This is a genomic window from Pseudonocardia nigra, assembly GCF_019396355.1.
Lineage (GTDB): Bacteria > Actinomycetota > Actinomycetes > Mycobacteriales > Pseudonocardiaceae > Pseudonocardia > Pseudonocardia nigra.
On the sequence record NZ_JAHKRK010000012.1, the window covers coordinates 1 to 26955 of the forward strand.

Below are 26955 nucleotides of genomic sequence, written 5' to 3' on the forward strand. Positions count from 1 at the left end.
TGCATGACAGCCTCCTCGCTGCTAGCCCAGTGGGGAGGCACCCTTGTGTTCGGTGCCGGGACGCGACTGCCAGTGCGCTCACTGATCGGCGCTCGATGGCGCTCAGCCCTGTCGACGGTCGGCGCGTCCCGGGGAACCACCGGGCCCCGCGAAACTCATGCTGGACGTCGCAGCGTCGAGCGAGCAGGGCGGTGACCCAGGGGCACCTCGGGTGCATCAGCAGCCTGGCGGCTACCGACACAAGGATGGTGCACCAGTGAGCCGCCGCAGCCGGGCGGTCAGCGGGCGCTCGCTGCCCACTCCGCCGACGACGACCCGCAGCCCCTGCCCGGCCAGCGCGTCGCCGAGGCGCGCGAACCGGTCGACGGGCCACCGCCGGGTCGGCGCACTCGCCCCCGGATGCAGCACGGCGTACCCCCCGGGCCGCAGTCCGTGGCGCCGCGCAAGTCCGGCGAGGCGCTCCCGTTCGGCGGCACGCACCGGCACGCCCATCCGGGCGGCGTCGGGCGGGAGCGCGATCCCGAGGTGCTCGACCAGCCGCAGGTGCCGCCACACCTCGTGCTCGGTGACGGGGTAGGGCAGGTGCAGCGCCGCGTCGCGCTCGGGCCGCCACCCGGTGGGGGCGAAACCGCCGACGCGATCCGCGCCGAGCGCGGCGGCCACGGCGTTGGCACCCGGCCGGTCGCCGTAGGCCTGCAGTGCGAGGTCGAACCGGCGCTCGGCGGCGGCGGTCCGGAACCGCGTCCAGCCCGCATGGTCGGCGGGCCGCTCGGGAATGGCGGGGTGCCCTGGGAAGGGCAGCAGGTCCACGTCCGCGCCGTGCAGCCGCTCCACGAGCGGGCGCATCTCGGCGTAGGTGATCACCGTGACGCGCACGTCGGGCCGGGCGCAGCGCAGCGCGCGCCAGGCGGGCAGCGAGCAGAGCCAGTCACCGAGCCCGACCCGAGGCCGCACGAGCGCGACGCGGCGCACGTCGCCGTCGGTGCGGGCGAGGAGGTCGATACCGGCGGCTACCCGCTCGTCAGCGTGCTCATGCCGGCCTACGGGCAGGCCGCCTTCCTGCCGAGGGCGGTGAGCAGCCTGTTCGCCCAGACCGTCGGCGGCTGGGAGCTGATCGTCGTCGACGACGGCTCGCCCGACGACGTGGCGGCCGCGCTGGCCCCGTTCCGGCCCGACCCGCGGATCCGGCTGATCCGCGTGCCCACGAACCGCGGGCTGGGCGCGGCACTCAACATCGGCCTGGTCACCGCACGCGCCCCACTGGTGGCGTACCTGCCATGCGACGATCTCTACGACCCCGAGCACCTCGCCGCGCTGTGCGCCGTGCTCGAGGTCCCCTCCCGGGTGCTGGCCTGGTCCGGCGTGCGCCACCACGACGGCGCGACCAGCCGGGATGGACCGCCGGAGGACGGGCTGCAGCTGGTGCAGGTCATGCACCGGCGCACCCCGGACCGCTGGGTGGAACGGGCCGAGCTCGAGTCCGACGACCTGGAACGGCTGCTGTTCACGCGCCTGCGCGAGCGCGGCCCGGCCGCGGGCACCGGCCGGGTCACCTGCACCTGGACCGACCACCCCGGGCAGCGGCACAAGGCCATCCGTGAGCGCGACGACGGTGGGATCAACGTGTTCCGCAGCCGCTACCGCGTGCCCGGGCCGCTGCGCCTGCACTCGCGCGACAGCGGGCTCGTGGACGAGGTCGGGCTGTACGAGCGGTTCCGGGAGCGGCGGATGCCCGTGGCGCCGGACGCGCTGCGCGTGCTGCTCGTGGGCGAACTGTCGTTCCATCCGGAGCGCGTGCTGGCCCTCGCCGAGCGCGGGGTCGCCCTGTTCGGGCTCTGGACCTGCGACGGGCTCGGCCGCGACAACCGTCGGTCCGGTGCCGTTCGGGCACGTGGTGGACGTCGATCCGGCCACCTGGTGGGAGGACGTGCGCCCGGACGTGATCTATGCCCAGCTGAACTTCCGCGCCGTACGGTTCGCGCACGACGTACTCGCGGCCGCCCGCGGCGTCCCGTTCGTGTGGCACTACAAGGAGGCCCCGCAGCGCAGCATCGCGCGCGGCGACTGGCCCCGGCTCGCGCAGCTGTGCACCGGCGCCGACGCGGTGGTGCTGTCGAGCCCCGAGGAGCGGTCGTGGTTCGAGCTCGCGCTGCCCGGCGGGCTCGACCCCGACCGCACCCTCGTACTCGACGGCAGCCTGCCCAAGGCCGACTGGTTCGCGGGGCGACCGGCCGACCGGCTGTCCACGACGGAGGGGGAGGTGCACACGGTCGTGCTCGGCCGCCCGCTGGGCCTGGAGCCGGACTTCCTCGCGACGCTCGCGGCCTACGGCGTGCACGTCCACTTCCACGGTCTCAGCGACGGGCCCGGTCCCCAGGGCACGTGGCGGCAGTGGCTGGCCGAGGCGCGCAGGCGGGCCCCCGGCCACGTCCACGTGCACGATGCGGTCGACCAGCGCGGCTGGGTGCCGGTGCTGTCGCGCTACGACGCGGGATGGATGCACCGGATCAGCAGCGACAACGGCGGCGACCTGCGCCGCGCCACGTGGGACGACCTCAACCACCCGGCCCGGATCGGCACCCTGATGGCCGCCGGGCTGCCGATGCTCCAGCAGGAGAGCCCGGGGTCCACCGTGGCGGTCGACGAGCTGGTGCGGGCCACCGGCGCCGGCCTCCTCTACAGCGACGCGGAGGACGTCGCCGCCCAGCTGGCCGATGGCACGCCGGCGGCCGCCGCCCGGCGCTCGGTCGCCGCGGTCCGCGACCGGTTCACGTTCGACGCCCACGCCGACGAGCTCATCGGCCTGTTCGAGCGCCTCGCAGGTCGCCGCTGAGCGCGACGGCCCGGTGACCGGCGACGTTCCGCTGCGGTCGGCCTGCGCACGAGCGGGTCGCGGCGCAGGTCCCGGGTCAGCGCGACGGGGACTCGCTCATTCCCCGGCGCCCGCGAGCTGCCGGGTGACCCAGGTGTGGAACTCGCCGATGTGGTGCTCGCTGGGCACCAGCACCCCGCCCTCGGCATAGGCCTTGGACGACGCGGCGAGCTGGCAGCGCTCGCAGGCGTCGAAGTCCTGCTGGTTGACCCGGTGGAACAGCTCCACCGACCGATCCAGATCCTTCCCGCCCTCCACCACCTCGGGCAGATACAGCCAGTCGCACTCCACCACCGTGCGATCCGCCGCCACCGGGTACATCCGATGGAAGATCACATGATCCGGCACCAGGTTGATGAACACCTGCGGGTTCACCGTGATCGCGTAGTACTTCCGGTCGTGCGACTCGTCCACCCCCGGAAGCACCGTCAGCCCCTCCGAGCCGTCCACCGTGAACCCCTTCGCCTCCTCGGCGAACGCCGCCCCGTGCCCCACGAAGTACTGCGCCGCATACCCGTCGGCGAACTCCGGCAACACCTCCGTCAACTCCGGATGGATCGTCGCGCAGTGGTAGCACTCCATGAAGTTCTCAATGATCAACTTCCAGTTCGCCGCCACCTCGTAGCGGACCCGCCGACCCACCACCAGGTTGTCGATGTCCCACCCGTCGATCACATCCGCCCCGCCGAGCCGCTCGGCGACCGCCCCGATCACGGTCTCCTCGAACGAGGGCGGCTCATCGGCCACACACACCCACACGTAGCCCAGCCACTCCCGCAGATGCACCGCCACCAACCCGAACTCGGTGCGGTCGATGTCGGGCATCTTGGTCAGGTTCGGCGCCGCGACCAGCTTGCCGTCCAGCCCGTAGGTCCAGGCGTGGTAGCCGCACTGCAGGTTGCGCTTCGCCACCCCGGACTGCTCCATGCACACCCGCGCACCCCGGTGGCGGCACACGTTGAGGAACGCCCGCAGCTGCCCGTCCCGGCCGCGGACCAGGACCACGTTCTCCCGCCCGACGTCGACGGTGCGGAACGCTCCCGTCCCGTCGATCTCCGCGCTGCGGGCGGCGGCGAACCAGCGGGCCTCGAAGATCTTCTCCTGCTCCTCGGCGAAGATCACGGGATCGGTGTAAGAGGGGCCGGCGAGGGTGGGGATCAGGCTCCCCGGCAGCGCCTTGCGGTCGGTCAGGGCAGTACGAGCGGACACGGAACACACCTCTCGATGCGGAACGTGGGTGGTCGGGTCGATCAGGGGGTCGGTCAGGAGGGGTGGGCGACGGCCGCCCTGGCGGGCACGAGCTGCCGGCGCCACTTGCCGAAGAGCTTCGGCTGGTTCATCGCGAAGACCGCGACGAGCTCGCCGTCGCGCCGGTAGCCGGCCACGAACCGGCGGGACTCGAGGTCGCCCTCGAGGACCTCGACCGCGTCGCCGGGCAGGCGGTGCCCGGCGAACTGCAGGCGCGCCCCGTACTGGTCCGACCAGAAGTAGGGGGCGACCGGACGCGACGTCTCGATCGCCCGCCCGAGCAGGCTCGCCACGGCGGCGACGGGCTGCTGCAGTGCGTGTGCCAATGCTCCTGGCGCAGCGCGGTGCCGGCGAAGGAGCAGTCGGAAAGGGTGCAGTCCCCGGCCGCCACGACCTGGGCGATGTTCGTCGCTCCCGCGGCGTCGGTGCGCACGCCGCCGGGGCCGACCGCGACGCCCGAGCCGGCGAGCCACTCCACGTTGGGCAGCGCGCCGATGCCGACCACGACCGCGTCGGCGGGCTCGACCCGGCCGTCGGCCAGCTCCACCCCGCGCACCCGCCCGTCCCCGAGCAGCCGGGTGACGCCGACGCCACAGATCAACCGGACGCCGTGCTCGCCGTGCAGCCCGGCGCAGACCGCGCCGAGGTCGGGCCCCAGCACCCCGGCCAGCGGCGCCGGGGTCGCCTCGATCACGGTGACGTCCACGCCCAGCGCGCGTGCCGTCGACGCGACCTCGGCGCCGATGAAGCCGGCCCCGATCACCACCAGGCGCGCACCTGCTCGCAGCTCGTCGCGGAGGGCGAGCGCGTCGTCCACGGTGCGCAGGGTGTGCACGCCACCGAGCTGAGCCACGGGGAACGGCCGCGCCCGCGCGCCGGTGGCGACCACGACCCCGTCGGCACCGATCTCCTCGCCGGACGCCAGCACCACGGCTGCGGCCGCACGGTCCAACCGGGCGGCCGGGACGCCCAGCCGCCAGTCGAGGTCCAGGCCGTCGTCGTCGGCCGTGGTGAGCGCGAGGTCCTCGAGCCCGACCTCGCCGGCCAGGAAGTCCTTCGACAACGGCGGGCGGTCGTAGGGGAGCCGGTCCTCCGCCCCCACCACGACGATGCGGCCGTCGAACTGTTGGTCGCGCAGCGCCCGCGCGGCACCGAGGCCGGCGAGCGAGCCGCCGACGATCGCGACCGTGCGCATCAGACCCCTGCCGTGACGGGCGCGGTCACCCGGACGTAGACGAGCCCTTCCTCGACGACCACCTGGTGGGTGCGCACGGGCGTCTTCGCGGGCGGCCCGGACGGCATCCCGGTGCGGAGGTCGAAGCAGGAGGCGTGCAGCGGGCACTCGACCGTGCAGCCCTCGAGCCACCCGTCGGCGAGCGACGCGTCCTGGTGCGTGCAGGTGTCGTCGACGGCGTACAACTCGCCGTCCACGTTGAACACCGCGATCGGCACCGCTGCCTCGACGCGCACGGCCTCCCCGACCGGGATGTCCGCCAGCTGCCCAACGAGGATCATCTCACCCCTCCGTACCGTAATACGCAACGCCTGTCGTGATAGGCAACAGAATGAGTCCGGTGGGCAGCGTCGTCAAGGCCTCTGCGACGGGCGGACGAATTCGCCCCCGTATGGTCGAAGAGTGACGAACGGTGCAGGGCAGAACGACAAGGGCTCAGCCCCGTCGCAGGTGCAGTCGGTGGACCGCGCGATCGCGATCCTGTACCTGCTCGCCGAGCGCGGCACCGCGGGCGTCACCGAGGTCGCCGCCGAGCTCGGCGTGCACAAGTCGACCGCGTTCCGGCTGATCATGGCTCTGGAGAACGGCGACCTGGTCGAACAGGTCGAGGAGCGCGGCAAGTACCACCTCGGACGCGGCATCCTGCGGCTCGCGGGCGCCACCACGGCGCATCTCGAACTCCCCACCGAGAGCCGGCCGGTGTGCAAACGCCTCGCCGTCGAGCTGGGCGAGACGGTCAACCTCGCCATCATCGACACCGGCGAGGCCACCAAGATCCTGCAGGAGTACGGCAGCTCGGCGATCACCGGACGCAACTGGATCGGTCAGCGCACCCCCCTGCACGCCACGGCGAGCGGGAAGGTCCTGCTCACCTGGGGCGACCCCACCGAGACGAAAGAGGCGCTCGCCGCAGTCCTCGAGCGCTACACGCCCGCCACCATCACCGACCCCGCCGTCCTCGACGTCGAGCTGCAGCAGGCCCGGGAACAGGGCTGGGCCTCGACCGTCGAGGAGTTCGAGGTGGGCCTCAACGCGGTCGCCGCGCCGATCCGCAACGCCGCGGGCGACGTCGTCGCCTCCGTCGGGGTTTCCGGTCCGTCGTACCGGCTCACGGTGGAGTCGTTCCCGGAGGTCGCCGAGCGCCTCCTGGACGGGGCCCGGGAGATCAGCGCGCGCCTGGGGTACTTCGGGGCGGCGCAGCAGTAGCGCTACCCCCGTCGTCGGCCTGGCGGAGACGCTGACGAAGGCCGACGGCCGGGAGGTCATCCTCGGAGGATGGGATCGGGAGGTCCGGCAGCCGCAGCCCGGAGAACCGGTCCGGGGTGAACGCGGGCTCGTCCAGCACCGGTGCGCCCTCCAGGATGTCGCGGGCCACCATCTCGGCGGTGATCGGCGCCAGGACGATGCCCCACATGCCGTGGCCCGTGGCCACCACGAGGCCGGGACGGCGGGCGCTGCGCCCCAGCGCCGGGACCCCGTCGGGGGTGCTGGGGCGCAGCCCCGCCCACGTCTCCACGGTGCGCCGCGGCCGCAGTCCCGGGAGCCCGTGCAGCCCGGCGTCGCGGATCGCCTGCACGCGCCCGGCGTGCATCGGGGCGGAGTCGCTGCCCAGCTCGAGGGTGCCGCACAGCCGCAGCCGGTCGGGGTAGGGCGTGGCGACGACCCGGCGTTCCTTGAAGGTCACCGGGATCCGCGGGGCGCCCTCGGCGACGTCGAGGTCGAGCACGTACCCCTTCGCGCCGCGCAGCGGCAGCCGGAGTCCGGCGCCGCGGGCCAACCCGGCGGACCCGAGGCCGGCGGCGAGCACCACGTGGCCCGCGGTGAACGTCCCGTCCGGGGTCTCCACCCCGGTCACCCGGTCGCCGTGGCGCAGCAGCCGCGTGACGGCGACACCCCACCGCACCCGGGCCCCGTCGCGCTGTGCCGCCTCCAGCAGCGCCCGCACGAAGCGGCGGCTGTCGACCTGCGCGTCCTCGGGGTGGTGCACGGCCCCGGCCACCTCGCCGACGGCGGGCTCGAGCCGGCGCGCTTCGGCAGCGTCCAGCAGCTGCGCGCCGGCCGGGACGTGGGTGGCCGCCCGTTCCCAGCGCTCGGGTGAGGAGTAGACGTCGAGCGAACCCAGCTGCTGGTAGCCGGTCTCCAGGCCGGCCGCGGCGTACCCGGCGTGTAGAGCGAGGCTGCGCGTCGCGAGCTGCTGCATCCGCGCGGTCAGCCTCCGCACCCGCTCCGGGGCGGCCGATCGCACGAACCGGGCCAGCCAGGGCACCAGGCGCGGGTCGGGCCGCACGTGGAACGGGCTGCGTGGGGAGAACAGGAACCGCAGCCCGGCGGCGACGTTCGCCGGGGTGGCGAGCGGCTCCACGTGGCTCGGTGAGAGCAGCCCGGCGTTGGCGTAGGAACATCCGGTCGCGGGGTGAGGGCCGCCGTCGAGGACCATGACGGAGGCGCCGCGGCGGGCGCTCTCGTAGGCGATGCTCGCCCCGACAGCGCCCCCTCCCACGACGACGACGTCAGCAGCGCGGTCCGGTGAAGTGGGCACGACCTCTCCTCGGGCATCAGGCGGCGGCCCGGCACGGCCGTCTGCCGGCACGGTAGGCAGGCGGCCGGAGGCGGCGGATCAGCCGCGCGGGATGATTTCCGCAGGAGGAGGGGCGATGGTCGGGAACGCCGGCGGTGACACCGCCAGGATCCGGGTGGTACTGGCCGAGGACCACCCCATCGTCCTGGTCGGGCTGCACACCGTCGTGTCGAGCCAGCCGGACCTCGAGCTCGTGGGCGAGGCCGCCACCGCCGACGAGGTGCTGGCGCTCACCCGCGAGCGGCGCCCGGACGTGGTCGTGCTGCCGCTGCGCCTGGAGGGCGAGCTCAAGGGCGTCGAGATCTGCCGTGAGATCAAGAGTTCCGGCGCGGCGCAGGTGCTGATCTACACGTCCTACAACTCCGGGGAGGACGCCGCGGCCTGCCTGCTGTCGGGCGCCGACAGCTTCGTGCACAAGGGCGAGGACCCGGTCCGGCTGCTGGAGACGATCCGGGCGACCGCGGCGGGCCGCCGGGTCTGGCTACTGGGCGGGGAGACCCGCGACGAGTCGAGCCGCGTGCAGCGGCTCGTGGAGTCCTCCGGGCTCACCCGCCGTGAGCAGGAGGTGCTGGGGCTGGTGTTGCAGCGGCGGACGAACGCCGAGATCGCCCAGGAGCTGTTCCTCGGGCTGCCGACGGTCAAGACGCACGTCAGCAGCATCCTGCGCAAGCTCGGGCTGCGCAGCCGCCAGGAGTTGTTCTAGTGCGTCGCGTCCTCCTCAGGCTGGCTGCGGGGTCAGTGCGCCGCGCCGGGCCAGGAGACCGATCACCACCGCACTCGCCAGCGGGACGGCGGCGAGCGCGAACCAGGCGACGGCGGGCGGCGCGACGGCGGGGTCGAGCAGTGCGCCCGTCGCGGTGCTGCCGACGAGCACGGCGAGCCCGCCCGCCGACGACAGCACGCCGAAGTGGGCACCGAGGCGGCGCTCCCCGGCGAGCCGGGGCACGAGGTCCTGGGCGATCGGCTGGGTGATCATCTCGGCCGCGGTGAGCAGCACGACGAACCCGACGGCCGACCACAGCGCGAACACGCCCGGTGGCGTCGGGAGCAGGACCGCCGTGGCGACGAGCAGGAACGCCAGCGCCATCAGGCCGAAGCCGAGGACGATCGCGGTGCCCGCGGCCCGCTGCCGGGCCCACCGGGTCACGGGCAGCTGCCCGACGATCACCATGACCGAGGCCAGCGCGAAGAGCCAGCCCAGCGCGGTCTGCTCGCCCGTCGCCCGCCCCAGCTCGACGGGCAGGGCCAGGTAGAGCTGGTTGTAGCAGAGCAGGTAGCCGGAGTAGCCGGCGGCGAAGGCGAGGAAGCGGCGGTTGCGCAGCACCTCGGCCCACCCGGCGAGCACCGGCTCGCCGGCGTGCGGGGCAGGCCTGCGGGGCAGCCAGCGCACGTGCGCCAGCCCGATGACGACGAACGCGGCGGCCGCGACGAGGCACGCGAGCCGGAAGTCGGCGAGCAGCAGCAGCGTGCCGAGCAGCGGGCCCACCACCGACCCGACCTGGCCGCTGACGGCGAACATGGCGAACACCTCGGCGCGGGTCGGCCCGCCCTCGTGCCGGCGCTCCCCCGCCTCCCTGGCCAGCGACGACTCGACCGCGGGCGAGAACAGGGCGGCGGCGAACCCGGTGAGCAGCGCCCCCGCGATCACCCCGGTCAGGCTGCCCGCCGCGCCGAGCAGCACGAACCCGAGCACCCGCAGCGCGCAGCCCGCGAGGATCACCGGCTTGGCACCGAAGCGGTCGGCGAGCGTGCCGCCCACGACGAACAGGCCCTGCTGGCTGAACGTCCGCAGCCCCAGCACCAGCCCGACGACGCCGCCCGCGAGCCCGAGGTCGTCGACGAGGTGCGCGGCCAGGTACGGCAGCACCATGTAGAAGCCCACGTTGAACGCGAGCTGGGTGAGCACCAGCAGCCGCATGGCGGGCCGGAGGCGCTTCAGCCCGCCGAGGACGCTCCAGCGGCGCAGGCCGGACGAGGCGGCGGTCACGGGCGGCTTCCGGTCACAATCGCCAACATCTAGCACCTGCTCAGAGTAGGTGACAGAATGGGGTGCCCATTCATGCGCCGGCGCGCACATGATTGACAGTCCGTTCAGATGGTCAGATGATCCTGGCCGTAGTGATCCCGGAGCCGCCACCGATGCCGCTCCCGCCCGGCCGCCGGGCGCCCCTGCCGGAAGGCCCACACGTGTCCGACCTCGCCGCCGCGCGGCCCCGCCATGCCCCCCGCACCGCACTGGCGTCGCTGCTCGCCGTCGTCACCCTGCTGCTCGCCGGGTGCGGCAGCGGTTCCGCGCAACCGCCTGGCGCGCCCGTCGCCGATGGCACACTGACCGTCGCCCTGCCCTTCGCACCCCGCTCGGGCTACGCGATCGACACCGACGACGCCTTCGGGCTGAGCCAGCTCGGTGTCACCGAGACCCTCGTCGGCACCGGCGAGGACCTGCAGGCCGAGCCCCGGCTGGCCACGGCCTGGACCCAGGTCGACCCCCTCACCTGGCGGTTCGAGCTCCGGCCCGGCGTGCGTTTCCACGACGGCACCCCGATGACGCCCGAGGCCGTGGCGGGCGCGCTGAACTGGGTGGCGGGCGTCGCCGCTCCCCCGCGCGCCGTGCGCGGCATCGGGCTCACCGCCACCCCGGACGGCGAGGCGGCGGTGCTGGTGGGCACGACCGCGCCGGACCCGATCCTGCCGCTGCGGCTGACCAGCCCGAACACCGCGATCCTCGCCCCGTCGGCCTACCGCGGCGACGGCCCGCCCGACGTGCTCGGCACCGGCACCGGCCCGATGCGACTGACGGTCGTCGAGGGCGTGCGGGGCGCCACGCTGGAGCGGTTCGACAGGTACTGGGGCGGCCGCCCGCAGCTCGCCGTCGTGGACGCCCGGTACGTGCCCGACCCGTCCGCACGCGCGCTCGCCTTCCGGGCCGGCGACGTCGACATCGCGCTGGGCCTGCCGGAGGCCGCGGTGCTGGAGCTGGCGGCGACCGCGGGCGTCGAGGTGCAGACAGTGTCGGCGCCACGGACGGTGTCGCTGCTGATGAACCAGTCGGCCCCGCCGTTCGCCGACGTGCGGGTCCGGCGCGCGGTGCAGCAGGCGGTGGACCGCACCGCGCTCGCGGAACAGGCCCTCGCCGGGGCCGCGCTGCCGGCGGCGGACCTGTTCGGCCCGGCCGTGACGTGGGGTTCCGAGGAACCGCCGCCCCCGCCGGACCCGGCGGCCGCGCGGGCGCTGCTGCAGGAGGCGGGCTACGGCCCGGACAACCCGCTCACCGTGCGCCTGGCGACCTACCCGAACCGGCCGGAACTGCCGGTGCTCGCCACCGCGGTGCAGGCGATGCTGGCCGAGGTGGGGATCGACGCCGAGATCCAGGTCGGCGAGTACGCCACGCAGGAGCCGGACCTGCTCGCCGGCCGCTACGACATGTTCCTGCTGTCGCGCAGCTACCTCACCGACCTCCCGGACGCGGCGGGCGTGCTCACCAGCGACTACACCTGCGCGGGCTCCTACAACATCGACCACTACTGCTCGCCGGAGTTCGACGCGCTGGTCGCGAGCCTGTCCGGGATCACCGAGCCCGATCGCCGGCGCGAGGTGTTCGCGCAGGCCGCGCAGCTGCTCGTCGACGACGTCGCCGGCGTGCCGCTCGTCCACTCGCAGGAGAGCGCGGCCGCCCGCGACGTCACCGGCTTCACGCTGGACCCCACCGCGCGCTCGCTCGTGACCGCCCGGCTCGCGAAGACCGCCTGAGGCATGCTCGCGACGCTGGCGCGCCGGCTGGCGCCCCTGCCCGTCGTGCTGCTCGTGGCGTCGGTCGTGGTGTTCCTGCTGCCGCGGCTGGCCGGGGTGGACACGGTGCGGGCGGTGCTGCGCGCCCGGTCCGCCGAGTCGATGCCGGACCCGGCCGTCGCCGAACGGATCACCCGCGAACTGGGGCTCGACGCGTCGCTGCCCGAGCAGTACCTGCGCTGGCTGGGCCGGGTGCTGCAGGGCGACTTCGGGCTGTCGTTCGCCACGCGCACGCCGGTCGGCCCGCAGTTGCTCGACGCGCTGGGGGTGTCGGCGCTGCTCGCCGCGGTCGCCGTCGCGCTGGCCGCGGCCGTCGGGATCCCGGCGGGGGTGCTGGCGGCCCGCAGGCCCGGCGGCCCGCTCGACCGGGCGGTCACCGGGCTGTCCGTGCTCGGCGTGGCCGTGCCGGAGTTCATCCTGGCCCCGGTGCTGGTCCTCGGCTTCGCCGTCGCGCTGCCGCTGCTGCCCGCGACCGGCTGGGGCGGGTCCGCCGACGTGGTGCTGCCCGCCGTGACGCTGGCGCTGTTCCCCGCGGCGCTGGCCGCGCAGCTCACCCGCGCCGAGATGCTCGACGTCCTCGCCCGCCAGCACGTCGTCCTCGCCCGTGCGAAGGGGCTGACCGAGCGGCGCATCCTGTGGGCGCACGGCGCGCGGCTGGCGTGCACCTCGGTGACGTCGCTGTCGGGGATGTTCTTCGCGGGGCTGCTCGGCGGGGCCGTCGTGGTGGAGGTGGTCTTCGCGCTGCCGGGGCTGGGCAGGCTGCTCTACGACGCCGTCATCGGCCAGGACCTGCCGATGGTCCAGGCCGGGCTGCTCGCGGTGATCGCGGTGGCGGTGCTCGCCAGCGCGCTCGCCGACGCGCTGCAGCTCGCCGCCGATCCGGTCGCGCGGACCAGGGTGGGCGCGTGAGGCGCGCCGCCCCGATCGCGGTCGGCGCCTGCGTGGTCGCGCTCGCGCTGCTCGTCGGCGCACTGCTGCCGTTCGACGCCGTCGCCACCGACCTGTCCGACCGGTTCGCCGGGCCGTCGCTCGCGCACCCGCTCGGGACCGACCACCTCGGCCGCGACGCCCTCGCCCGGCTCGCGGCGGGCGCGCGGCTCTCGGTGGGGTTCACGCTGCTCGCCGTGGCGATCTCGGCCGTGGCCGGGACGGCGCTGGGGCTGCTCGCGGGCTACCGGGGCGGCTGGCCGGCGCAGGTGCTGCAGCGGATCGTCGACGTGCTCATCGCCGTGCCGTCGATCGTGATCGGGCTGGTCCTCGCGGCGGTCCTGCGGCCGGGAGTCACCACGCTGCTGCTCGCCGTGCTCGTCACCGGGTGGACGCCGTTCGCGCGGCTGGCCGCCGGACTCGCGGTGCGCGAGGCGGGCGCGGAGTACGTGACGGGCGCGGTGGCGCTCGGGGCGGGCGACGCGCGGATCCTCGCCCGGCACATCCTGCCCAACGCGGTGCGTCCGCTCACCGCGCACGCCTGCCTGCGCTTCGCCAACACCCTGCTCGCGGTCGCCGGGCTGTCCTTCCTGGGGCTGGGACCGCAGCCGCCCACACCCGAGTGGGGCGCGATGCTGAACGAGGCGCGCCCGTACCTGTTCCTGCGACCGGGGCTCGTACTCGTCCCGGCCGTGGCGATCGTGGGCGTCGCCCTGCTGGTCACCCTGCTCGGTCGCGCCCTGGACCGCCGATGGAACTAAGGTGGCACCTGCACATCAGATGCGACAGCCGGGAGGTGGCGTGGCCGAGATCGGGAGCGACGGGCGGCGACGGGGGACGGTGCGGCCCGAGCTGAAGGAGCTGCTCGCGCCGCTCGGCGTGGTGCCCGCGCGGGCCGAGCCCGGCGAGGCGCGCGCGGTGCTGGAGCGCGACGGCGCGGTGATCCTGTCCGGCCAGGGCGACGACCCGGAGGAGCTCGTCGTGGCCGCGGCCCGGCTGCTCGGCGGCAGGCTGCGCGAGGTGTTCGGGATCCGCGGCCAGCACGGCGTCGACGCACCCGCGCTCGGGCTGCACTCCGACGGCGCCACCGTGGTGGTCGACGTCCACGCGCGCCAGGTGCGGCTGCGCGACCCCGACGAGGACTACCTGCTCATGCTCTGCACCGACCCGGCGCAGGAGGGCGGCGACTCGGTGCTCGTCGACGGCTACGGCCTCGTCGACGAGCTGCGCACCGCCCGGCCGCAGCTGCACGCGTTCCTCACCGGGTGCGACGTCGACTACTTCGGCGGGTGGACCACGCCCGCCCGCGGCGTGCCTGCCGTGCCGCTGGTCCGCAGGCTCGTCGAGTACACCCGCGGCGGGCGCCGGGTGGTGCGCGCCAGCGACTACGCCGCGCCGGTCCCCCGCGAGCCGCGCTGGGCCGAGCACGTCGCGTTCCTCGACGAGTACGCCGACGTGCTGGCCACCGCGCAGGAGTGCGGCGCCCGGTTCCGGCTGGACGCCGGAGAGCTGCTCGTGCTGGACAACTACCGCTTCCTGCACGGGCGCGACGCCTTCCGCGGGGAGCGCAGGCTGCATGTGCTGACGGTCCGCACCACCGAGGCGTTCTGATCAGACATCTGAGGAGACGTTGATCTCATTGCGCTGAGCCTCCGGAGGCCCCGAGGATCATCGCGGCACGATCCCCGTGCGCGGCCCTCGACGAGGAGAGCAGTGGATCTTCAACTCCTGCTGGCACTGGTGCTCGGCATCGCGACGATCGTCGTGATCGTCCTGCGGACGCGGCTCGACGCGTTCGTGGCCCTGCTGATCGCCGCACTCGTCACGGGTGCGGTGGCGGGGTCGAGCCCGTCCGACATCATCTCCTCGATCACCACCGGCTTCGGCAACACGCTCGCCTCGATCGGGATCGTGATCGGGCTCGGCGTCGGCATCGGGAAGATCCTCGAGGTCTCCGGCGCCGCCGACTCGCTCGCCCGCGCGTTCGTCCGGCTGCTGGGCCCCGGCCGGGAGCCGTGGGCGATGGCGGGTACGGGCGCGCTCGTGTCGATCCCGGTGTTCTGCGACTCCGGCTACGTCATCATGAACCCGCTCGCGCGGTCGATCGCCCGGGTGCAGCGCGCCGGGTACGTGACGCTGGCGCTCGCCCTCGGCTGCGGGATGACGCTGACCCACCACCTCGTGCCGCCGACCCCCGGTCCGCTCGGCGTGGCCGGCATCATCGGCGCCGACCTCGGCGCGCTCATCCTCGCCGGGCTCGTCTTCTCGGTGATCCTGCTGCCGGTGGTGGTCCTGTACGCGAAGTGGATCGGCCCGACGCTCGAACCGCAGATCGACCCGGTGGTCCGCACCGCCGTCTACGGCCGCGAGCACGAGCGCACGGTCACCGTCGACGGCCACGGCGGCTCCGGCGGTGCGGGTGGCTCCGGCGACGAGCGCGACGACCCGGCCGCCGACGACCCGGCCGACGACCCGGCCGCCGCGCTCGGCACCCCGCCCGCGGGCGCGCCCGCCCACCGCGTCGGCGCACTGCTGGCGTCCGTGCCGCTGCTCGTGCCGCTGCTGCTGATCGTCGCCAACACCGTCGGCACGGCGATCGACCGCAACAACCAGGGCGTGCTGAGCGGGAGCGACTACGAGGCGTCGGGCTGGGCCGCCGCGCTCGCCTTCATCGGCAACCCGGTGATCGCGCTGATCATCGGCATCGCGCTGGCCGTCTACCTCCTGCTCCCTCGCTGGACGCCGCGGGGCAAGGTGCACGGCTGGCTGGCCGAGGCCGCCGCGTCCGCCGGGCTGATCATCCTCATCACCGGGGCCGGCGGCGCGCTGGGCCAGGTGCTGCGTTCGTCGGGGGTCGGCGACGCCCTCGCGGAGGCGATCGCGGCGATCAACCTGCCGGGCGTGCTGGTGCCGTTCCTCGTGGCCACGCTGGTCCGGCTGGCCCAGGGCTCGGGGACAGTGGCGATGATCACCGCGGCGTCCGTGACGGCGCCGCTCGTCGGGACGCTGGGGCTCAGCCCGTTGATCGCGGCGCTGGCGTGCTGCGCCGGGTCGATGGTGTTCAGCTACTTCAACGACTCGTACTTCTGGGTCGTCACCCGGTTCACCGGCCTCGAGGGCGTGGCGGCGCTGCGCGGATGGTCGGGCATCACCACGGCGGCCTGGCTGGGCTCGCTGCCGCTGCTGCTGGTGGCCGACCTGCTGATCGGCTGAGCCGCACGGCCGAGTAGGTGGGGCGACCTCGGGTAACCCCGGGGCCATGAGTGCAACCCGACCACTCGCCCTCGTCACCGGCGCCTCGAGCGGGATCGGCCTGGAGCTGGCGAAGCAGTTCGCGCAGCACGGCTACGACCTGGTCGTCAACGCCGAGGACGCCACCATCGAGATCGCGGCGCAGGATCTCGCCACAGCCGGCGTGGACGTCCGGGCGGTCCGGGCCGACCTGCGCACCGACGACGGCGTGGCAGAGCTCTACGCCGCCGTCACCGCCACCGGCCGTCCGCTCGACGCGGCCGCCCTCAACGCGGGCGTCGGCCAGGGCGGCGCGTTCCTCGACAACGACCTCGCCGCCGAGTTCGCGATCATCGACCTGAACATCCGTTCCACCGTGCACCTGGCCAAGCGCGTGCTGCGGGACATGGCCGCCCGCGACGCCGGGAAGGTGCTGATCACCTCGTCGATCGCCTCGACGATGCCGGGCACGTTCCAGGCGGTCTACAACGCCTCCAAGTCCTTCCTCCAGTCGTTCGCCGAGGCGCTGCAGAACGAGCTGAAGGACACGGGCATCACGATCACCTCACTGATGCCCGGCCCGACGGAGACCGAGTTCTTCCACCGGGCCGACATGGACGACACCCGAATCGGCCAGGCCTCCAAGGACGACCCGGCCAAGGTCGCGAAGCAGGGCTTCGAGGCGCTGATGAAGGGCGAGGACCGGGTCGTCGCCGCGTCGGTGTCGACCAAGGCACAGGAGGCGGTGGGCAAGGTGCTGCCGGACAAGGCGAAGGCCGCCATGCACCGGCGGATGGCCGAGCCCGGTTCCGGCGACAACTAGACCTGCGGAGGTTCCCCGATGAAGGCCGTTACCTGGCACGGCAAGCGCGACGTGCGCGTCGACACCGTCCCCGACCCCCGCATCCAGGATCCGACCGACGTGATCGTGCGGATCACCTCGACCGGCCTGTGCGGCTCCGACCTGCACCTGTACGAGGTGCTCGGACCGTTCCTCGGCGAGGGCGACATCCTCGGCCACGAACCGATGGGCGTGGTCGCCGAGGTCGGCCCGGACGTCACCGAGCTGAGCGTGGGCGACCGCGTGGTGGTGCCGTTCAACGTCTCCTGCGGCACCTGCTTCATGTGTGGCCTGGGGCTGCACTCGCAGTGCGAGACCACGCAGGTCCGCGAGCACGGCAGCGGCGCGGCGCTGTTCGGCTACACCAAGCTCTACGGGCAGGTGCCCGGCGGGCAGGCGGAGTACCTGCGGGTGCCGTTCGGCAACACGCTGCCGATCAAGGTGCCGGACGGGCCGCCGGACGACCGGTTCGTCTACCTCTCCGACGTGCTCCCCACGGCGTGGCAGGCGGTGGAGTACGCCGCCGTTCCGCCCGGCGGCAGCCTGGTGGCGCTCGGGCTGGGCCCGATCGGCGACATGTCCACGCGGATCGCGCGCCACCGCGGCGTCGAGACGGTCATCGGGGTCGACCTGGTGCCCGAGCGCCTGGAGCGGGCCCGGAAGAACGGGGTGGAGGTGCTGGACCTGCGCGGGCACGGCCAGCACCTCGGCGACGCCGTCCGGGAGCTCACCGGGGGCCGGGGCGCCGACTCGGTGATCGACGCGGTCGGCATGGAGGCCCACGGGTCACCGCTGGGCAAGCTCGCCCACCAGATGACCTCCCTGCTGCCGGACGCGATCGCGGCGAAGCTGATGACGACGGCGGGCACCGATCGGCTCGGCGCGCTCTACTCCGCGATCGACCTGGTGCGCCGCGGCGGCACGATCTCGCTCAGCGGCGTGTACGGCGGGATGGCCGACCCGCTGCCGCTGCTCACCCTGTTCGACAAGCAGATCCAGCTGCGCATGGGGCAGGCGAACGTGCTCCGGTGGGTGCCCGACATCCTGCCGCTGCTCACCGACGACGATCCGCTCGGGACGCAGGACTTCGCCACCCACCGCCTACCGCTGGAGGCCGCGCCCGAGGCGTACTCGCGGTTCCAGCAGAAGCAGGACGGGATGGTCAAGGTGCTGTTCCAGCCGTCAGGGGCCTGAACCCGTCCGGCCGTGCACACCCCGGCGTGGCCGTGCACACGGCCGGAGGTGTGCACGGCCGTCGCGCGGTGTGCACGGTCGCGTCACGCGTCGCGGTGCACCGTGTCGGGCGCGAACGCCGGCAGGCACACCGCCACGTACTCGGCGCCGTCCCGGCCTGGCGAGCTGTAGCGGATCCACTCCCCCGGCGCGGTGTGCACCGCCTGCCCGGCCTCGACCGTGATCTCCCCGCCCTCGTGCTCCACGCGCAGGGCACCCCGCAGGACCAGCGTGAACTCGTCGAACTCGGGGCGCTGCCCCGGCTCCGACCACCCCGACGGGCTGCGCATGTGCGCCATCGAGACCCTGTCGTCGCCGGTGTTCACCCGGCCCACGTACTCGTCGATGGTCTTCGGCGGCTCGCCCGCCGCCGTCACCCGGCTCGGATTCGTGATCAGTCGCGGCACGCCGCCATCCTGCCAGTCCCGGTAGCCTCGGCGGTGTTCTCCGGCATGGGGGGAGAAGCACGTGAGCGACGCGTACTGGCAGCGCTACGAGTCCGTGATCGACCAGCAGGTCCGCAAGGCGCAGGAGCGCGGCGACTTCGACGACCTGCCCGGCAAGGGCAAGCCGCTGCCCGGGCTGGACGGCCCGGACGACGAGATGTGGTGGGTCAAGGGCTACATCCGGCGGGAGGGGCTGTCCACCGACGCCCTGCTGCCCACGCCGCTGCAGCTGCGCAAGGAGATCGAGCGCCTCCCGGAGACGGTGCGCGACCTGCGTTCCGAGCGGGAGGTGCGCGACGTCGTCGCCGACCTCAACCGGCGGGTCGTGGACTGGCTGCGCGCGCCGTCCGGCCCGCCGGTGCCGATCGGGCCGGTGAACGTCGAGAACGTGGTGGCCCGCTGGCGGGCGGACCGGCCCGCCGCAGATGTGCCGGCGCCCGCGCCCGTCGAGGAGCGGGTGCGCACCCCGTGGTGGCGCCGGCTCCTCGGCCGGACCTGACGCCCTGCGGCACCCGCCATCCGAACGCCGGCAAGGTGGCGATGCTGCCACTGGACGGCAGCATGGCCACCTTGCTGCGACACGGGCGCGGGGTCCCGACAGCCACCCCGGCGTCGGCGGCTACGGCACCAGGAGCTGCGGCTCCGCCACCGCGGCGGGCCGGGCGGTGTTCGTCAGCGCCACCCCGGCGAGGATGAGCGCGCCGCCGAGCGCCTGCACGGCCGTGGGCACCTGCCCGAGCAGCAGCCAGGACGCGACGGCCGAGGCCACCACCTCCAGCAGCGCCACGAGCGCCCCGCGCGCCGCGCCGATCCGGGCGATCGCGGCCACGCCGGTGAGGTAGGCGATCACCGAGGACACCACGACGAGCAGCGTGGCGGCCACCGGCCACCCGACGTCCACGCCGGCCAGCAGCACGGGCGACGCGGCGGTGTCGATGACGATGGGGAGCACCCCGGCCAGGCCCAGCAGCGCCACGACGACGGTGCCCACCGTCATCCCGACGCCCGCGAGCACGAGCGGCGGGGTGGCGCTGCCCGCGCGGTCGGCCACGAGGAAGTACGCGGCCTGGCACACGGCGGCGGCGAGCCCCCAGGCGAGGCCCTCCCACCGCAGCCCGACCCCGGACCACACCTCCACCACGAGCGACAGCCCGACCAGCGCGACGCCGGCCCCGAGCACCGTGCGCGGGCTGGGCGGCTGCTTGCGCACCAGCCACACCCACGCGATCACGATGATCGGCCCGGTGTACTCCAGCAGCAGCGCGATGGCGACGGGCAGGTACTGCAGGGCGTTGAAGAACGCCACCTGCACACCCGCCATCGCGAGCATGCCGTACAGCACCAGCGCGGGGCCGTCGGCGCGCAGCGCGGCGACCACCCCGGGCCGGGTGACGGCGAGGACGACGAGCAGGATCGCCGCGGCCCCACCGAGCCGCACCAGCACGGCCCCGTTGGCCGACCAGCCGGCGTCGGTGAGCGCCTTGGCGAACGGGCCCGACAGCCCGAACGTGACGGCCGAGACCAGCGCGAGGGCGAGCCCGGCCCCGGTGCGGTCCCCCCGGGTGACGAGAGCCGTGGCGGTCAGTCCTCGGCTCCCGTCTGGGCGACGAGCCCGGCCGCCTCGATCCCGGCTACGGCTGCGGCCTCGTCGTTGAGCGACGCGTCGCCCGTCACGCCGACGGCGCCGAGCAGCCTGCCCTCACCGTCACGGACGAACACCCCGCCGGGCACCGACAGGATCCGCCCGCCGGCCAGCGCCGCCACCGAGGTGAAGAACTCCGGCGAGTCGGCGGCGCGGGCGGCGATCGCCCGGTTCGTCATGCCCATCCCGAGCACGCCCCACGCCTTCGCCACGGCGATGTCCGGGCGCAGGTTGCCCGAGCCGTCCTGCCTGGCGAGCGAGACCAGCGCGCCGCCGGGATCGAGCACCGCGACTGTGAGCGGGTTGAACCCCTGCTCCGTGCCGTGCTCCAGGGCTGCGCGCGCGATCGTCTGGGCCTGGTCGAGCGTGATGGTCACGGGGTGTGCACCTCCGGGTCGTGGGAACGCGCTGCTCGGTGCTCAGCCCAGCCGGCTGAGCACGAACACCGGGATCGTCCGCGTGGTCTTCTGCTGGTACTCCGCGAAGCCCGGTGCCGCTGCCACCACACGCTGCCAGATGGCGTCGCGCTCCTCGCCCTCGACCTCCGTGGCCACGACGGGCAAGGTCTCGGCGCCCACCTCGACGTCGATCTTCGGGTTGGCCCTGAGGTTGTGGTACCACGCGGGGTGGTTCGGGGCCCCACCCGCCGACGCGATGATCGCCATCTGGCCGTCGTCGTGCGGGAACCACACCAGCGGCACGACCCGCTCGACGCCGGACTTCGCGCCGATGTGGTGGATGAGGATCATGCGGGCGCCCTCGAACATGCCGCCGACGCGGCCTTCGTTCGCGCGGAACTCGTCGATGATCTTCTGGTTACAGTCGTTCGGTGTCGTCATGGTGTCCCCCCTGGGTTCGGCTACAGCAGCAGGATCAGGGCCGCGATGATCACGGCCCCACTCGCAGCCAACCCGAACAGGCCCGTCCACATTCCGCCGGGTACTCCCGTGAGCCGCGCGAGCGCATCGGCGTCCGAGGTTCCCCGGTGGCCGCGCCGGAGCCCGCGCTGCAGCTCCCGGACCGCGCGCAGGCCGCCGAACAGCAGGAACCAGCACAGCGCCGCCGCGAACCCGTCCTGCAGCCGCGGTTCGCCCCACCAGGACACCGCCCCCACCAGCGCGCCGGTGGCGAGCACCACCAGCACGCCGTAGAGGTTGCGGATGTGGATCAGGGTGGTGGCGAGCAGGCCGAGCGCGATCCACAGCATCAGCGCGGCGCGGTCGGCCGCGACCAGCGCCGCACCCCCGACACCCAGCAGCGACGGCGCCGGGTAGCCGCCGAGCAGGGTGAACACCAGCCCCGGACCGCGCCGGGCGCCGGTGGACACCGTGAGCCCGGACGTGTCCGCGTGCAGCCGGATCCCGGTGAGGCCGCGGCCGGCGAGCACGGCGACCAGCGCGTGCCCGCTCTCGTGGGTGATCGTGACGACCGTGCGGGTCCAGCGCCACACCGCCGACCACCCCACGGCGAGCAGGGCGAGCGCCATCGCGAGCAGCACGGCGGGGCGATCGGCGAGCACGGCCGTCACGGTCGAGGCGTCCACGGTCGACGATGATGGCGGGGAACACAGTTGACCTTCCAGTCAGTGGAGACATGAGGATCGATCACATGGCTCACCCGACCCTGCTCACCATCGGGCAGCTCGCCCGCCGGTCGGGCGTGCCGGTCCGCACGATCCGGTTCTGGTCGGACGAGGGCGTGCTGCCCGAGACCGACCGCTCCACCGGTAACTACCGCCGCTACGACGCGCGCGCCGTCGCGCGTCTCGACCTCGTGCGTACGCTGCGCGAGCTCGGCATGGGTCTCGACGACGTCCGCCTCGTGCTGGAGCGCAGGCGCAGCGTCGAGGACGTGGCCGCGGCCCACGTGCAGGCCATCGACGACCAGATCCGCACCCTGCGGACGCAGCGCGCCATCTGCACGCTGCTCGCCCGCGGGGTCCCCTCCGCCCGGAAGGCAGCCCTCATGAACGACCTCGCCCGGCTCTCCGCGGCCGAGCGCCGCCAGATGATCGACGAGTTCGTCGACGCCACGTTCGCCGGCACCGACCCCGAGGCCCCCGGCGCCGGGATCGCCGGCATCATGCGCACGCTGCCCACCGACCTGCCCGACGACCCCAGCACCGACCAGGTGGAGGCGTGGGTCGAGCTCGCCGAGCTGATCGGTGACCCGACCTTCCGGGCCAGGGCGCGGGAGATGGCGGTGACGGGGGCGCAGTCCCCCACCCCGCCGGCCGAGGCCGACCCCGCCGCGGTGCAGGAGCACGCCGGTGCCGCCGTCGCCGCCGGGATCGCCCCGGACTCGCCCGAGGGCCAGGCCGTGCTGGCCCGGATCGTCGGCGACGACCTCGACGGCCCGGCGCGCGACCGGCTGGCGGACACGATCGCCACGTTCACCGACCGCCGCGTGGAGCGCTACTACCAGCTGCTCGGGATCCTCAACGGCTGGGAGCCGTTCCCGGCGAGAGTCCCGGCGTTCGAGTGGTTCATCGAGGCCCTCCGCGCCCACCCCTGACCGACGCGAGTCGCCCGCTTCCACCGCGCGAGTCGCCCGCTTCCACCCCGCGAGTCGCCCGGTTCCGCCGCACCAGTCGCCCGCTTCCACCCCGCGAGTCGCCCGCTTTCGCCCGGCGAGTCGCCCGCTTCCACCCGCGAGTCGCCCGCTTTGGCCCGGCGAGTCGCCCGGCTCGCCCACCGGACCACTGCCCCGTCCCGCACCGGGGCGGGCGCGATCTGCAACCCGGGGCAAGATCAGCGCCGTGGTGAAGCCGTTGCTCACCAGCGCGAGCACCGTCGCGCGTTCTCGGCCGGCGACTCGCGTGTCAGGAACGGGCGACTCGCCTGTCTGCAACGGGCGACTCACGTGTCAGGAACGGGCGACTCACGTGTCGAGGACGGGCGACTCACGTGTCGGGGACGGGCGACACGCGGGGGTCGTCGTCAGTCCTTGCGGCCGGTGAAGGCCAGCCCGGCGCCCATCACGATCATCATGACGCCGCCGATCCCGCCCACCCGGCGCAGCCGGGCGGGCCGAGGTGGCGAACCAGTCGCGGGCGGTGCCCGCGGCCAGGCCCCACAGGCTGTCCAGTCCCGCGGCGATCACCGCGAAGAGCAGGCCGAGCACCAGCATCTGCGTGACCGCGCTGCCCGCGTCCGCGTCGACGAACTGCGGGAGCACCGCGGCGAAGAACACCAGCACCTTGGGGTTGGTGAAGCCCACCACGACGCCCTGCCAGAACATCCGGCGGTCCGGGCCCACGGCGGGGCTGCCGAGTGCGGCGACGAGATCGCCCCGCTTGCGGACCGTCTGCACGCCCAGGTACACGAGGTACGAGGCGCCCACCAGTTTGATCGTGGTGAACACAACGGCCGACTGCGCCGCCACGGCCCCGAGGCCGAGCGCCACGACCACCACCACGAGCGACGCACCGGTGGTGTTGCCCGCGACGCTGGCGAGCGCGGCACGCCTGCCGTGGGCGAGCGCGCGGCCCACGATGAACAGCACGCTGGGGCCCGGGATCGCCACGAGCACGATGCCGGCCAGGGCGAACGTCAGGAGCGTCTCGACGGAGGGCACGTCGGCACGGTAGCCGCCGATGCGGCCGTGCTCAGCTCGTTTGCGCAAGCCGTCCAGCCACCACTCCGTGCCGACTCGCGGGGGTTGGGGCGCGCGCTACCAGCCGTAGAACACCCGCTCCACCACGGCGCGGGCGCGGCGGGTGGTGCGGCGGTAGTCGTCGAGGAAGACCCCGGGATCCCCGCTGGGCGGGTAACCCAGCGCCGCCGCGACGGCGGCGAGGTCGCGGCCCGGCCGCGGCAGCTGGTCGCCGGGCTTGCCCTTCACCAGCATCACCGCGTTACGGGCCCGCGTCGCCATCGTCCAGCCCGCGGCCAGCTCCGCGGCGTCCTCGGCGCTCAGCAGCCCCGCCTCGTGCGCCTCGCGCAGCCCGTCGAGGGTGGAGGTGGTGTGCAGCGCGGCGATCTCGCCGGCGTGCTGCATCTGCAGCAGCTGGACGGTCCACTCGACGTCGGCGAGCCCGCCGAGGCCCAGCTTGGTGTGCGTGTTGCGGTCGGCGCCGCGGGGCAGTCGCTCGGCGTCCACCCTGGCCTTGATCCGGCGGATCTCGGTGACCGTGGCCGTGTCGATGCCCCCGGCCGCGTACCGGATCGGGTCGATCATCTCGACGAACCGCTGCCCCAGGCCCTCGTCCCCCGCGATCGGCCGGGCCCGCAGCAGCGCCTGCGCCTCCCACGGCTCCGACCAGCGCCGGTAGTAGCCGCGGTAGGACTCCAGCGTCCGCACGAGCGGGCCGGACCGCCCCTCGGGCCGCAGGTCGGCGTCGACGACGAGCGCCGGGTCCGGGCTCGCGGCGCCCAGCCTGCGGCGGACGGTCTCGGCCACCGTGGTGGCGTACTTGACCGCGTCGGCGTCGCTCACGCCCTCGACCGGTTCGCACACGAACAGCACGTCGGCGTCGCTCCCGTAGCCGAGCTCCGCTCCGCCGAGCCTGCCCATCCCGATCACGGCGAGCCGGGCGGGCCGGGGGCCGTCGTTCAGCGTCCGCTCGACCGACGCCAGCGTCGACTGCAGCACCGCGACCCACACCGAGCTCAGCGCCGCGCACACCTGCTCGACCGACAGCTCCCCGAGCAGGTCGGCGCACGCCACCCGCAACATCTCGTGCCTGCGCAGCGACCGGGCCGTGGCCGCCGCGGCGTCCGGGTCCTGCTGGCGGGCCACGGTGGCGCACAGCGAGGTCGCCACCTCCGCGGGGTCGCGGGTGAGCTCGGCGGGATGTCCCGCGCCGGGCGCGGCGAGCAGCCGGAGCACCTCGGGTGCGCGCACCAGCAGGTCCGGGACCAGCGCGGACGTGCCGAGCAGCCGCATCAGCCGCTCCGCGACGAGCCCTTCGTCGCGCAGCAGCCGCAGGTACCAGGGGGTGGTGGCGAGCGCCTCCGACACCCGCCGGTAGGCGAGCAGCCCCCGGTCCGGATCGGGGCTCAGCGCGAGCTCGTCGAGCAGCACCGGCAGCAGCGTCTGCTGGATCGCCGCGGCCCGCGAGACGCCCGCCGTGAGCGCCCTGAGGTGGCCCAGCGCTCCCTCGGGGGACGCCCAGCCCAGCGCGCCGAGGCGCTGCACCGCCGCCGTCTCCGACAGCCGCGCCGTGTCGGCCGACAGCCGGGACACCGCCGTCAGCAGCGGCCGGTAGAACAGCTTCTCGTGCAGCCTGCGCACGCGCAGCGCGTTGCGCGTCCACTCGGCCATCAGCACGCCGACGACGTCGCGCCGCCCGTCCGGGCGCAGCCGCGCCGCCCGCGCGAGCCAGCGCAGGGCCGAGGTGTCGTTCTCGGCGGGCAGCAGGTGCGTACGGCGCATCCGCTGCAGCTGCAGGCGGTGCTCCAGCAGTCGCAGGAACCGGTAGGACGCGGCCAGGTTCGCGCCGTCGTCGCGGCCGACGTACCCGCCGTCGGCGAGCGCGCACAGCGCCTCCAGCGTCGACGGCGAGCGCAGCTCCTCGTCGGTGCGCCCGTGCACGAGCTGCAGCAGCTGCACGGCGAACTCGACGTCGCGCAGGCCCCCCGGCCCGAGCTTCAGCTCACGCTCGGCCTGGTCGGGCCGGATGTGCTCCTCGACGCGGCGGCGCATGGCCTGCACGTCGGCCACGAAGTCGTCGCGGCCCGCCGCGTTCCACACCAGCGGGGCCACGGCCTCGGCGTATGCGGCACCCAGCTCCGGGTCGCCCGCCACCGGCCGGGCCTTGAGCAGCGCCTGGAACTCCCAGGTCTTGGCCCACCGCTTGTAGTACGCCACGTGCCCCTCGAGCGTGCGCACGAGCGCGCCCTGGCGGCCCTCGGGACGCAGGTTCGCATCCACCTCGAAGCAGGCCTCGCCCGCGATCCGCATCATCCGGCTCGCCAGCCGCGTGGTCGCCTGGTCGGCGGGCTCGGCGACGAACACGACGTCCACGTCGCTCACGTAGTTGAGCTCGTGGCCGCCGCACTTCCCCATCGCGATCACAGCCAGCCGTCCGGGCTCGCCCCCGGCTTCCGCCACCGCGACGGCCAGCGCGGCCCGCAGCGCCGCGGCAGCGAGGTCGGCCAACTGCGCGGTGACGTCCTCGACATCGACGACCGGGAGCTCCGGCTCCGCCACCGCGGCGAGATCCGCTCCGGCCAGGACCACCAGCTCGTCGCGGTACGCGGTGCGCAGCGCGGCGATCGCCTCCGACCCGGTGACCGTGGCCGCGGCCCCGCCCGGCGCCCCGGGAGGTGGGGCGTCCGGGTCGGCTCCGACGGCGGCCAGCAGGACGGCCGTGGGCGGCCTCGTGGGGTCGCCCGTGAGCCGCTGCCAGCGGTCGGGATGGGTGACGAGGTGGTCGCCCAGCGCCGTGGAGCTGCCCAAGAGCGCCAGCAGCCGCCCGCGCAGCACAGTGTCGGTGCGCAGCGCGGCGTCCAGCGCGGGGCGGTCCGGGGCGGCGTGCATCAGCCGCTCCACCGCGCGCAGGGCGAGGTCGGGGTCGGGGCTGCGGGCCAGCGCCCACATGATCGGCTCGGCGCCCTCCGCCGGCCGGTCCCCGTCCCACCAGCCGAGCTCGGTGAGCGTGTCCTCGGCCCACGACTCCGTGAGCCCCAGCCGGGCGGGCGAGGTGCCGGTGCGCGTCACGGGCGCCGATCCTGCCGCACCCGGCGGCGCCGCGTGCGGGTCGGTCCCCGGCGTCCCCACGTCAGCGTGACGCGTACCGCGGCCGGTCGACGTCGGCGGTGTCCCGGCGCACGACGTCGGCGAACGCGGACGTGTCGCGCTCGACCTGCCGCAGCGCGGCCACCGTCGCCGTCATCGCCGTCGCCCTCCTCGGCACGCCGCTGTTCGCCGTTCACCCTTCCCCGGCGACACCGCCTCGGTCAACGAGCGAT

At 74.4% G+C, this 26955-nt stretch carries 25 protein-coding genes and 2 pseudogenes; 13 read left to right on the forward strand and 14 right to left on the reverse strand.

Annotated features, from left to right (window positions below):
• Positions 1-231: 231 nt before the first annotated feature.
• Positions 232-846 carry a glycosyltransferase family 9 protein gene (locus tag KME75_RS46595; RefSeq protein WP_372452565.1) on the reverse strand — a complete coding sequence of 205 codons (615 nt, stop codon included), beginning with the start codon at positions 844-846 and terminating at the stop codon, positions 232-234.
• Positions 847-1032: 186 nt separating this feature from the next.
• On the opposite strand from KME75_RS46595, the pseudogene KME75_RS46600 reads away from it, so the two are divergent.
• Positions 1033-1350 (forward strand): annotated as a pseudogene (locus KME75_RS46600) (glycosyltransferase family 2 protein); the annotation flags it as partial.
• A 526-nt stretch (positions 1351-1876) separates the two neighbouring features.
• The gene (locus KME75_RS05195; protein WP_219413376.1) at positions 1877-2833 is read left to right on the forward strand and encodes a glycosyltransferase family protein; all 957 of its coding nucleotides are present in this window, start codon (positions 1877-1879) and stop codon (positions 2831-2833) included.
• 96 nt (positions 2834-2929) lie between these two features.
• Here KME75_RS05195 and KME75_RS05200 read toward each other — a convergent pair whose 3' ends face one another.
• From KME75_RS05200 to KME75_RS05210, 4 genes and pseudogenes are all read right to left on the reverse strand, one after another.
• The gene (locus KME75_RS05200) at positions 2930-4081 is read right to left on the reverse strand and encodes an aromatic ring-hydroxylating oxygenase subunit alpha (protein WP_308282566.1); all 1152 of its coding nucleotides are present in this window, start codon (positions 4079-4081) and stop codon (positions 2930-2932) included.
• Between the two features lie 53 nt (positions 4082-4134).
• Positions 4135-4593, reverse strand: a complete 459-nt coding sequence (locus tag KME75_RS46605; RefSeq protein ID WP_372452566.1) for an oxidoreductase C-terminal domain-containing protein — start codon at positions 4591-4593, stop codon at positions 4135-4137.
• A pseudogene (locus KME75_RS05205) lies at positions 4521-5315 on the reverse strand (NAD(P)/FAD-dependent oxidoreductase); the annotation flags it as partial. The pseudogene KME75_RS05205 and the gene KME75_RS46605, both read right to left, overlap by 73 nt.
• Complete coding sequence (locus KME75_RS05210; protein ID WP_219413377.1) at positions 5315-5635, reverse strand: bifunctional 3-phenylpropionate/cinnamic acid dioxygenase ferredoxin subunit; 321 nt, start codon at positions 5633-5635, stop codon at positions 5315-5317. The pseudogene KME75_RS05205 and the gene KME75_RS05210, both read right to left, overlap by 1 nt.
• 121 nt (positions 5636-5756) lie before the next feature.
• Between KME75_RS05210 and KME75_RS05215 the strand changes: the two genes are divergently transcribed.
• Complete coding sequence (locus KME75_RS05215; protein WP_308282567.1) at positions 5757-6560, forward strand: IclR family transcriptional regulator; 804 nt, start codon at positions 5757-5759, stop codon at positions 6558-6560.
• On the opposite strand, the gene KME75_RS05220 is transcribed toward KME75_RS05215, so the two are convergent.
• Positions 6520-7893 (reverse strand): NAD(P)/FAD-dependent oxidoreductase, encoded by a 1374-nt coding sequence (locus tag KME75_RS05220; RefSeq protein ID WP_219413379.1) that lies wholly within the window; start codon positions 7891-7893, stop codon positions 6520-6522. The two genes, KME75_RS05215 and KME75_RS05220, sit on opposite strands and share 41 nt — an antisense overlap.
• 115 nt (positions 7894-8008) lie before the next feature.
• Here KME75_RS05220 and KME75_RS05225 point away from each other — a divergent pair, with 115 nt between their 5' ends.
• Positions 8009-8635, forward strand: a complete 627-nt coding sequence (locus KME75_RS05225; protein WP_219413380.1) for a response regulator — start codon at positions 8009-8011, stop codon at positions 8633-8635.
• Positions 8636-8650: 15 nt separating this feature from the next.
• Here KME75_RS05225 and KME75_RS05230 read toward each other — a convergent pair whose 3' ends face one another.
• The gene (locus KME75_RS05230) at positions 8651-9919 is read right to left on the reverse strand and encodes an MDR family MFS transporter (protein ID WP_308282568.1); all 1269 of its coding nucleotides are present in this window, start codon (positions 9917-9919) and stop codon (positions 8651-8653) included.
• 116 nt (positions 9920-10035) lie between these two features.
• Between KME75_RS05230 and KME75_RS05235 the strand changes: the two genes are divergently transcribed.
• From KME75_RS05235 to KME75_RS05265, 7 genes are all read left to right on the forward strand, one after another.
• Entirely contained in the window at positions 10036-11682 is a 1647-nt protein-coding gene (locus KME75_RS05235) for an ABC transporter substrate-binding protein (protein WP_246631501.1), read from the forward strand.
• 3 nt (positions 11683-11685) lie between these two features.
• Positions 11686-12630: an ABC transporter permease gene (locus KME75_RS05240; protein WP_219413382.1), complete on the forward strand. Its 945-nt coding sequence runs from the start codon at positions 11686-11688 to the stop codon at positions 12628-12630.
• Entirely contained in the window at positions 12627-13409 is a 783-nt protein-coding gene (locus KME75_RS42635) for an ABC transporter permease (RefSeq protein WP_219413383.1), read from the forward strand. The genes KME75_RS05240 and KME75_RS42635 overlap by 4 nt, the downstream gene beginning before the upstream one ends.
• Before the next feature lie 40 nt (positions 13410-13449).
• Complete coding sequence (locus KME75_RS05250; RefSeq protein WP_219413384.1) at positions 13450-14259, forward strand: TauD/TfdA family dioxygenase; 810 nt, start codon at positions 13450-13452, stop codon at positions 14257-14259.
• 102 nt (positions 14260-14361) lie between these two features.
• Positions 14362-15861, forward strand: coding sequence for a GntP family permease (locus KME75_RS05255; RefSeq protein WP_219413385.1), 1500 nt, complete (start codon positions 14362-14364; stop codon positions 15859-15861).
• A 46-nt stretch (positions 15862-15907) separates the two neighbouring features.
• Complete coding sequence (locus tag KME75_RS05260) at positions 15908-16702, forward strand: SDR family NAD(P)-dependent oxidoreductase (protein ID WP_219413386.1); 795 nt, start codon at positions 15908-15910, stop codon at positions 16700-16702.
• Positions 16703-16720: 18 nt separating this feature from the next.
• Entirely contained in the window at positions 16721-17914 is a 1194-nt protein-coding gene (locus KME75_RS05265) for a zinc-dependent alcohol dehydrogenase (RefSeq protein ID WP_219413387.1), read from the forward strand.
• 83 nt (positions 17915-17997) lie between these two features.
• On the opposite strand, the gene KME75_RS05270 is transcribed toward KME75_RS05265, so the two are convergent.
• Complete coding sequence (locus KME75_RS05270; protein WP_219413388.1) at positions 17998-18360, reverse strand: cupin domain-containing protein; 363 nt, start codon at positions 18358-18360, stop codon at positions 17998-18000.
• Between the two features lie 61 nt (positions 18361-18421).
• On the opposite strand from KME75_RS05270, the gene KME75_RS05275 reads away from it, so the two are divergent.
• A complete protein-coding gene (locus KME75_RS05275; RefSeq protein ID WP_219413389.1) occupies positions 18422-18898 on the forward strand; it encodes a DnaJ family domain-containing protein in 477 nt (158 codons plus the stop codon).
• A 120-nt stretch (positions 18899-19018) separates the two neighbouring features.
• Here KME75_RS05275 and KME75_RS05280 read toward each other — a convergent pair whose 3' ends face one another.
• Genes KME75_RS05280 through KME75_RS05295 form a run of 4 tightly spaced genes read right to left on the reverse strand, consistent with a single transcriptional unit; the run spans position 19019 to position 21584 of the window.
• Complete coding sequence (locus KME75_RS05280; protein WP_219413426.1) at positions 19019-19984, reverse strand: EamA family transporter; 966 nt, start codon at positions 19982-19984, stop codon at positions 19019-19021.
• Positions 19981-20418: a GlcG/HbpS family heme-binding protein gene (locus tag KME75_RS05285; RefSeq protein ID WP_219413390.1), complete on the reverse strand. Its 438-nt coding sequence runs from the start codon at positions 20416-20418 to the stop codon at positions 19981-19983. Before KME75_RS05285 ends, KME75_RS05280 begins: the two co-directional genes overlap by 4 nt.
• A gap of 42 nt (positions 20419-20460) precedes the next feature.
• The gene (locus tag KME75_RS05290; protein WP_219413391.1) at positions 20461-20880 is read right to left on the reverse strand and encodes a nitroreductase family deazaflavin-dependent oxidoreductase; all 420 of its coding nucleotides are present in this window, start codon (positions 20878-20880) and stop codon (positions 20461-20463) included.
• Between the two features lie 20 nt (positions 20881-20900).
• Positions 20901-21584, reverse strand: a complete 684-nt coding sequence (locus KME75_RS05295) for a M50 family metallopeptidase (RefSeq protein ID WP_308282569.1) — start codon at positions 21582-21584, stop codon at positions 20901-20903.
• Between the two features lie 65 nt (positions 21585-21649).
• On the opposite strand from KME75_RS05295, the gene KME75_RS05300 reads away from it, so the two are divergent.
• Positions 21650-22555 (forward strand): helix-turn-helix domain-containing protein, encoded by a 906-nt coding sequence (locus KME75_RS05300; protein WP_219413392.1) that lies wholly within the window; start codon positions 21650-21652, stop codon positions 22553-22555.
• Positions 22556-22921: 366 nt separating this feature from the next.
• On the opposite strand, the gene KME75_RS05305 is transcribed toward KME75_RS05300, so the two are convergent.
• Together KME75_RS05305 and KME75_RS05310 are read right to left on the reverse strand one after the other, a co-directional pair.
• On the reverse strand, positions 22922-23617 hold the full coding sequence (locus KME75_RS05305; protein ID WP_308282570.1) for a LysE family translocator: 696 nt from the start codon (positions 23615-23617) through the stop codon (positions 22922-22924).
• Between the two features lie 96 nt (positions 23618-23713).
• Positions 23714-26704, reverse strand: a complete 2991-nt coding sequence (locus KME75_RS05310) for a bifunctional [glutamine synthetase] adenylyltransferase/[glutamine synthetase]-adenylyl-L-tyrosine phosphorylase (RefSeq protein WP_219413393.1) — start codon at positions 26702-26704, stop codon at positions 23714-23716.
• Positions 26705-26955 lie beyond the last annotated feature (251 nt).

Bases quoted from the DNA above. Each gene is read 5' to 3' on its own strand.
- KME75_RS05260 (WP_219413386.1), top strand. From the start codon at position 15,908: ATGAGTGCAACCCGACCACTCGCCCTCGTCACCGGCGCCTCGAGCGGG.
- KME75_RS05225 (WP_219413380.1), top strand. From the start codon at position 8,009: ATGGTCGGGAACGCCGGCGGTGACACCGCCAGGATCCGGGTGGTACTG.
- KME75_RS05235 (WP_246631501.1), top strand. From the start codon at position 10,036: ATGATCCTGGCCGTAGTGATCCCGGAGCCGCCACCGATGCCGCTCCCG.
- KME75_RS05240 (WP_219413382.1), top strand. From the start codon at position 11,686: ATGCTCGCGACGCTGGCGCGCCGGCTGGCGCCCCTGCCCGTCGTGCTG.
- KME75_RS05300 (WP_219413392.1), top strand. From the start codon at position 21,650: ATGGCTCACCCGACCCTGCTCACCATCGGGCAGCTCGCCCGCCGGTCG.
- KME75_RS46595 (WP_372452565.1), bottom strand. From the start codon at position 846: ATGCGCCCGCTCGTGGAGCGGCTGCACGGCGCGGACGTGGACCTGCTG.
- KME75_RS05265 (WP_219413387.1), top strand. From the start codon at position 16,721: ATGAAGGCCGTTACCTGGCACGGCAAGCGCGACGTGCGCGTCGACACC.
- KME75_RS05290 (WP_219413391.1), bottom strand. From the start codon at position 20,880: ATGACGACACCGAACGACTGTAACCAGAAGATCATCGACGAGTTCCGC.
- KME75_RS05210 (WP_219413377.1), bottom strand. From the start codon at position 5,635: ATGATCCTCGTTGGGCAGCTGGCGGACATCCCGGTCGGGGAGGCCGTG.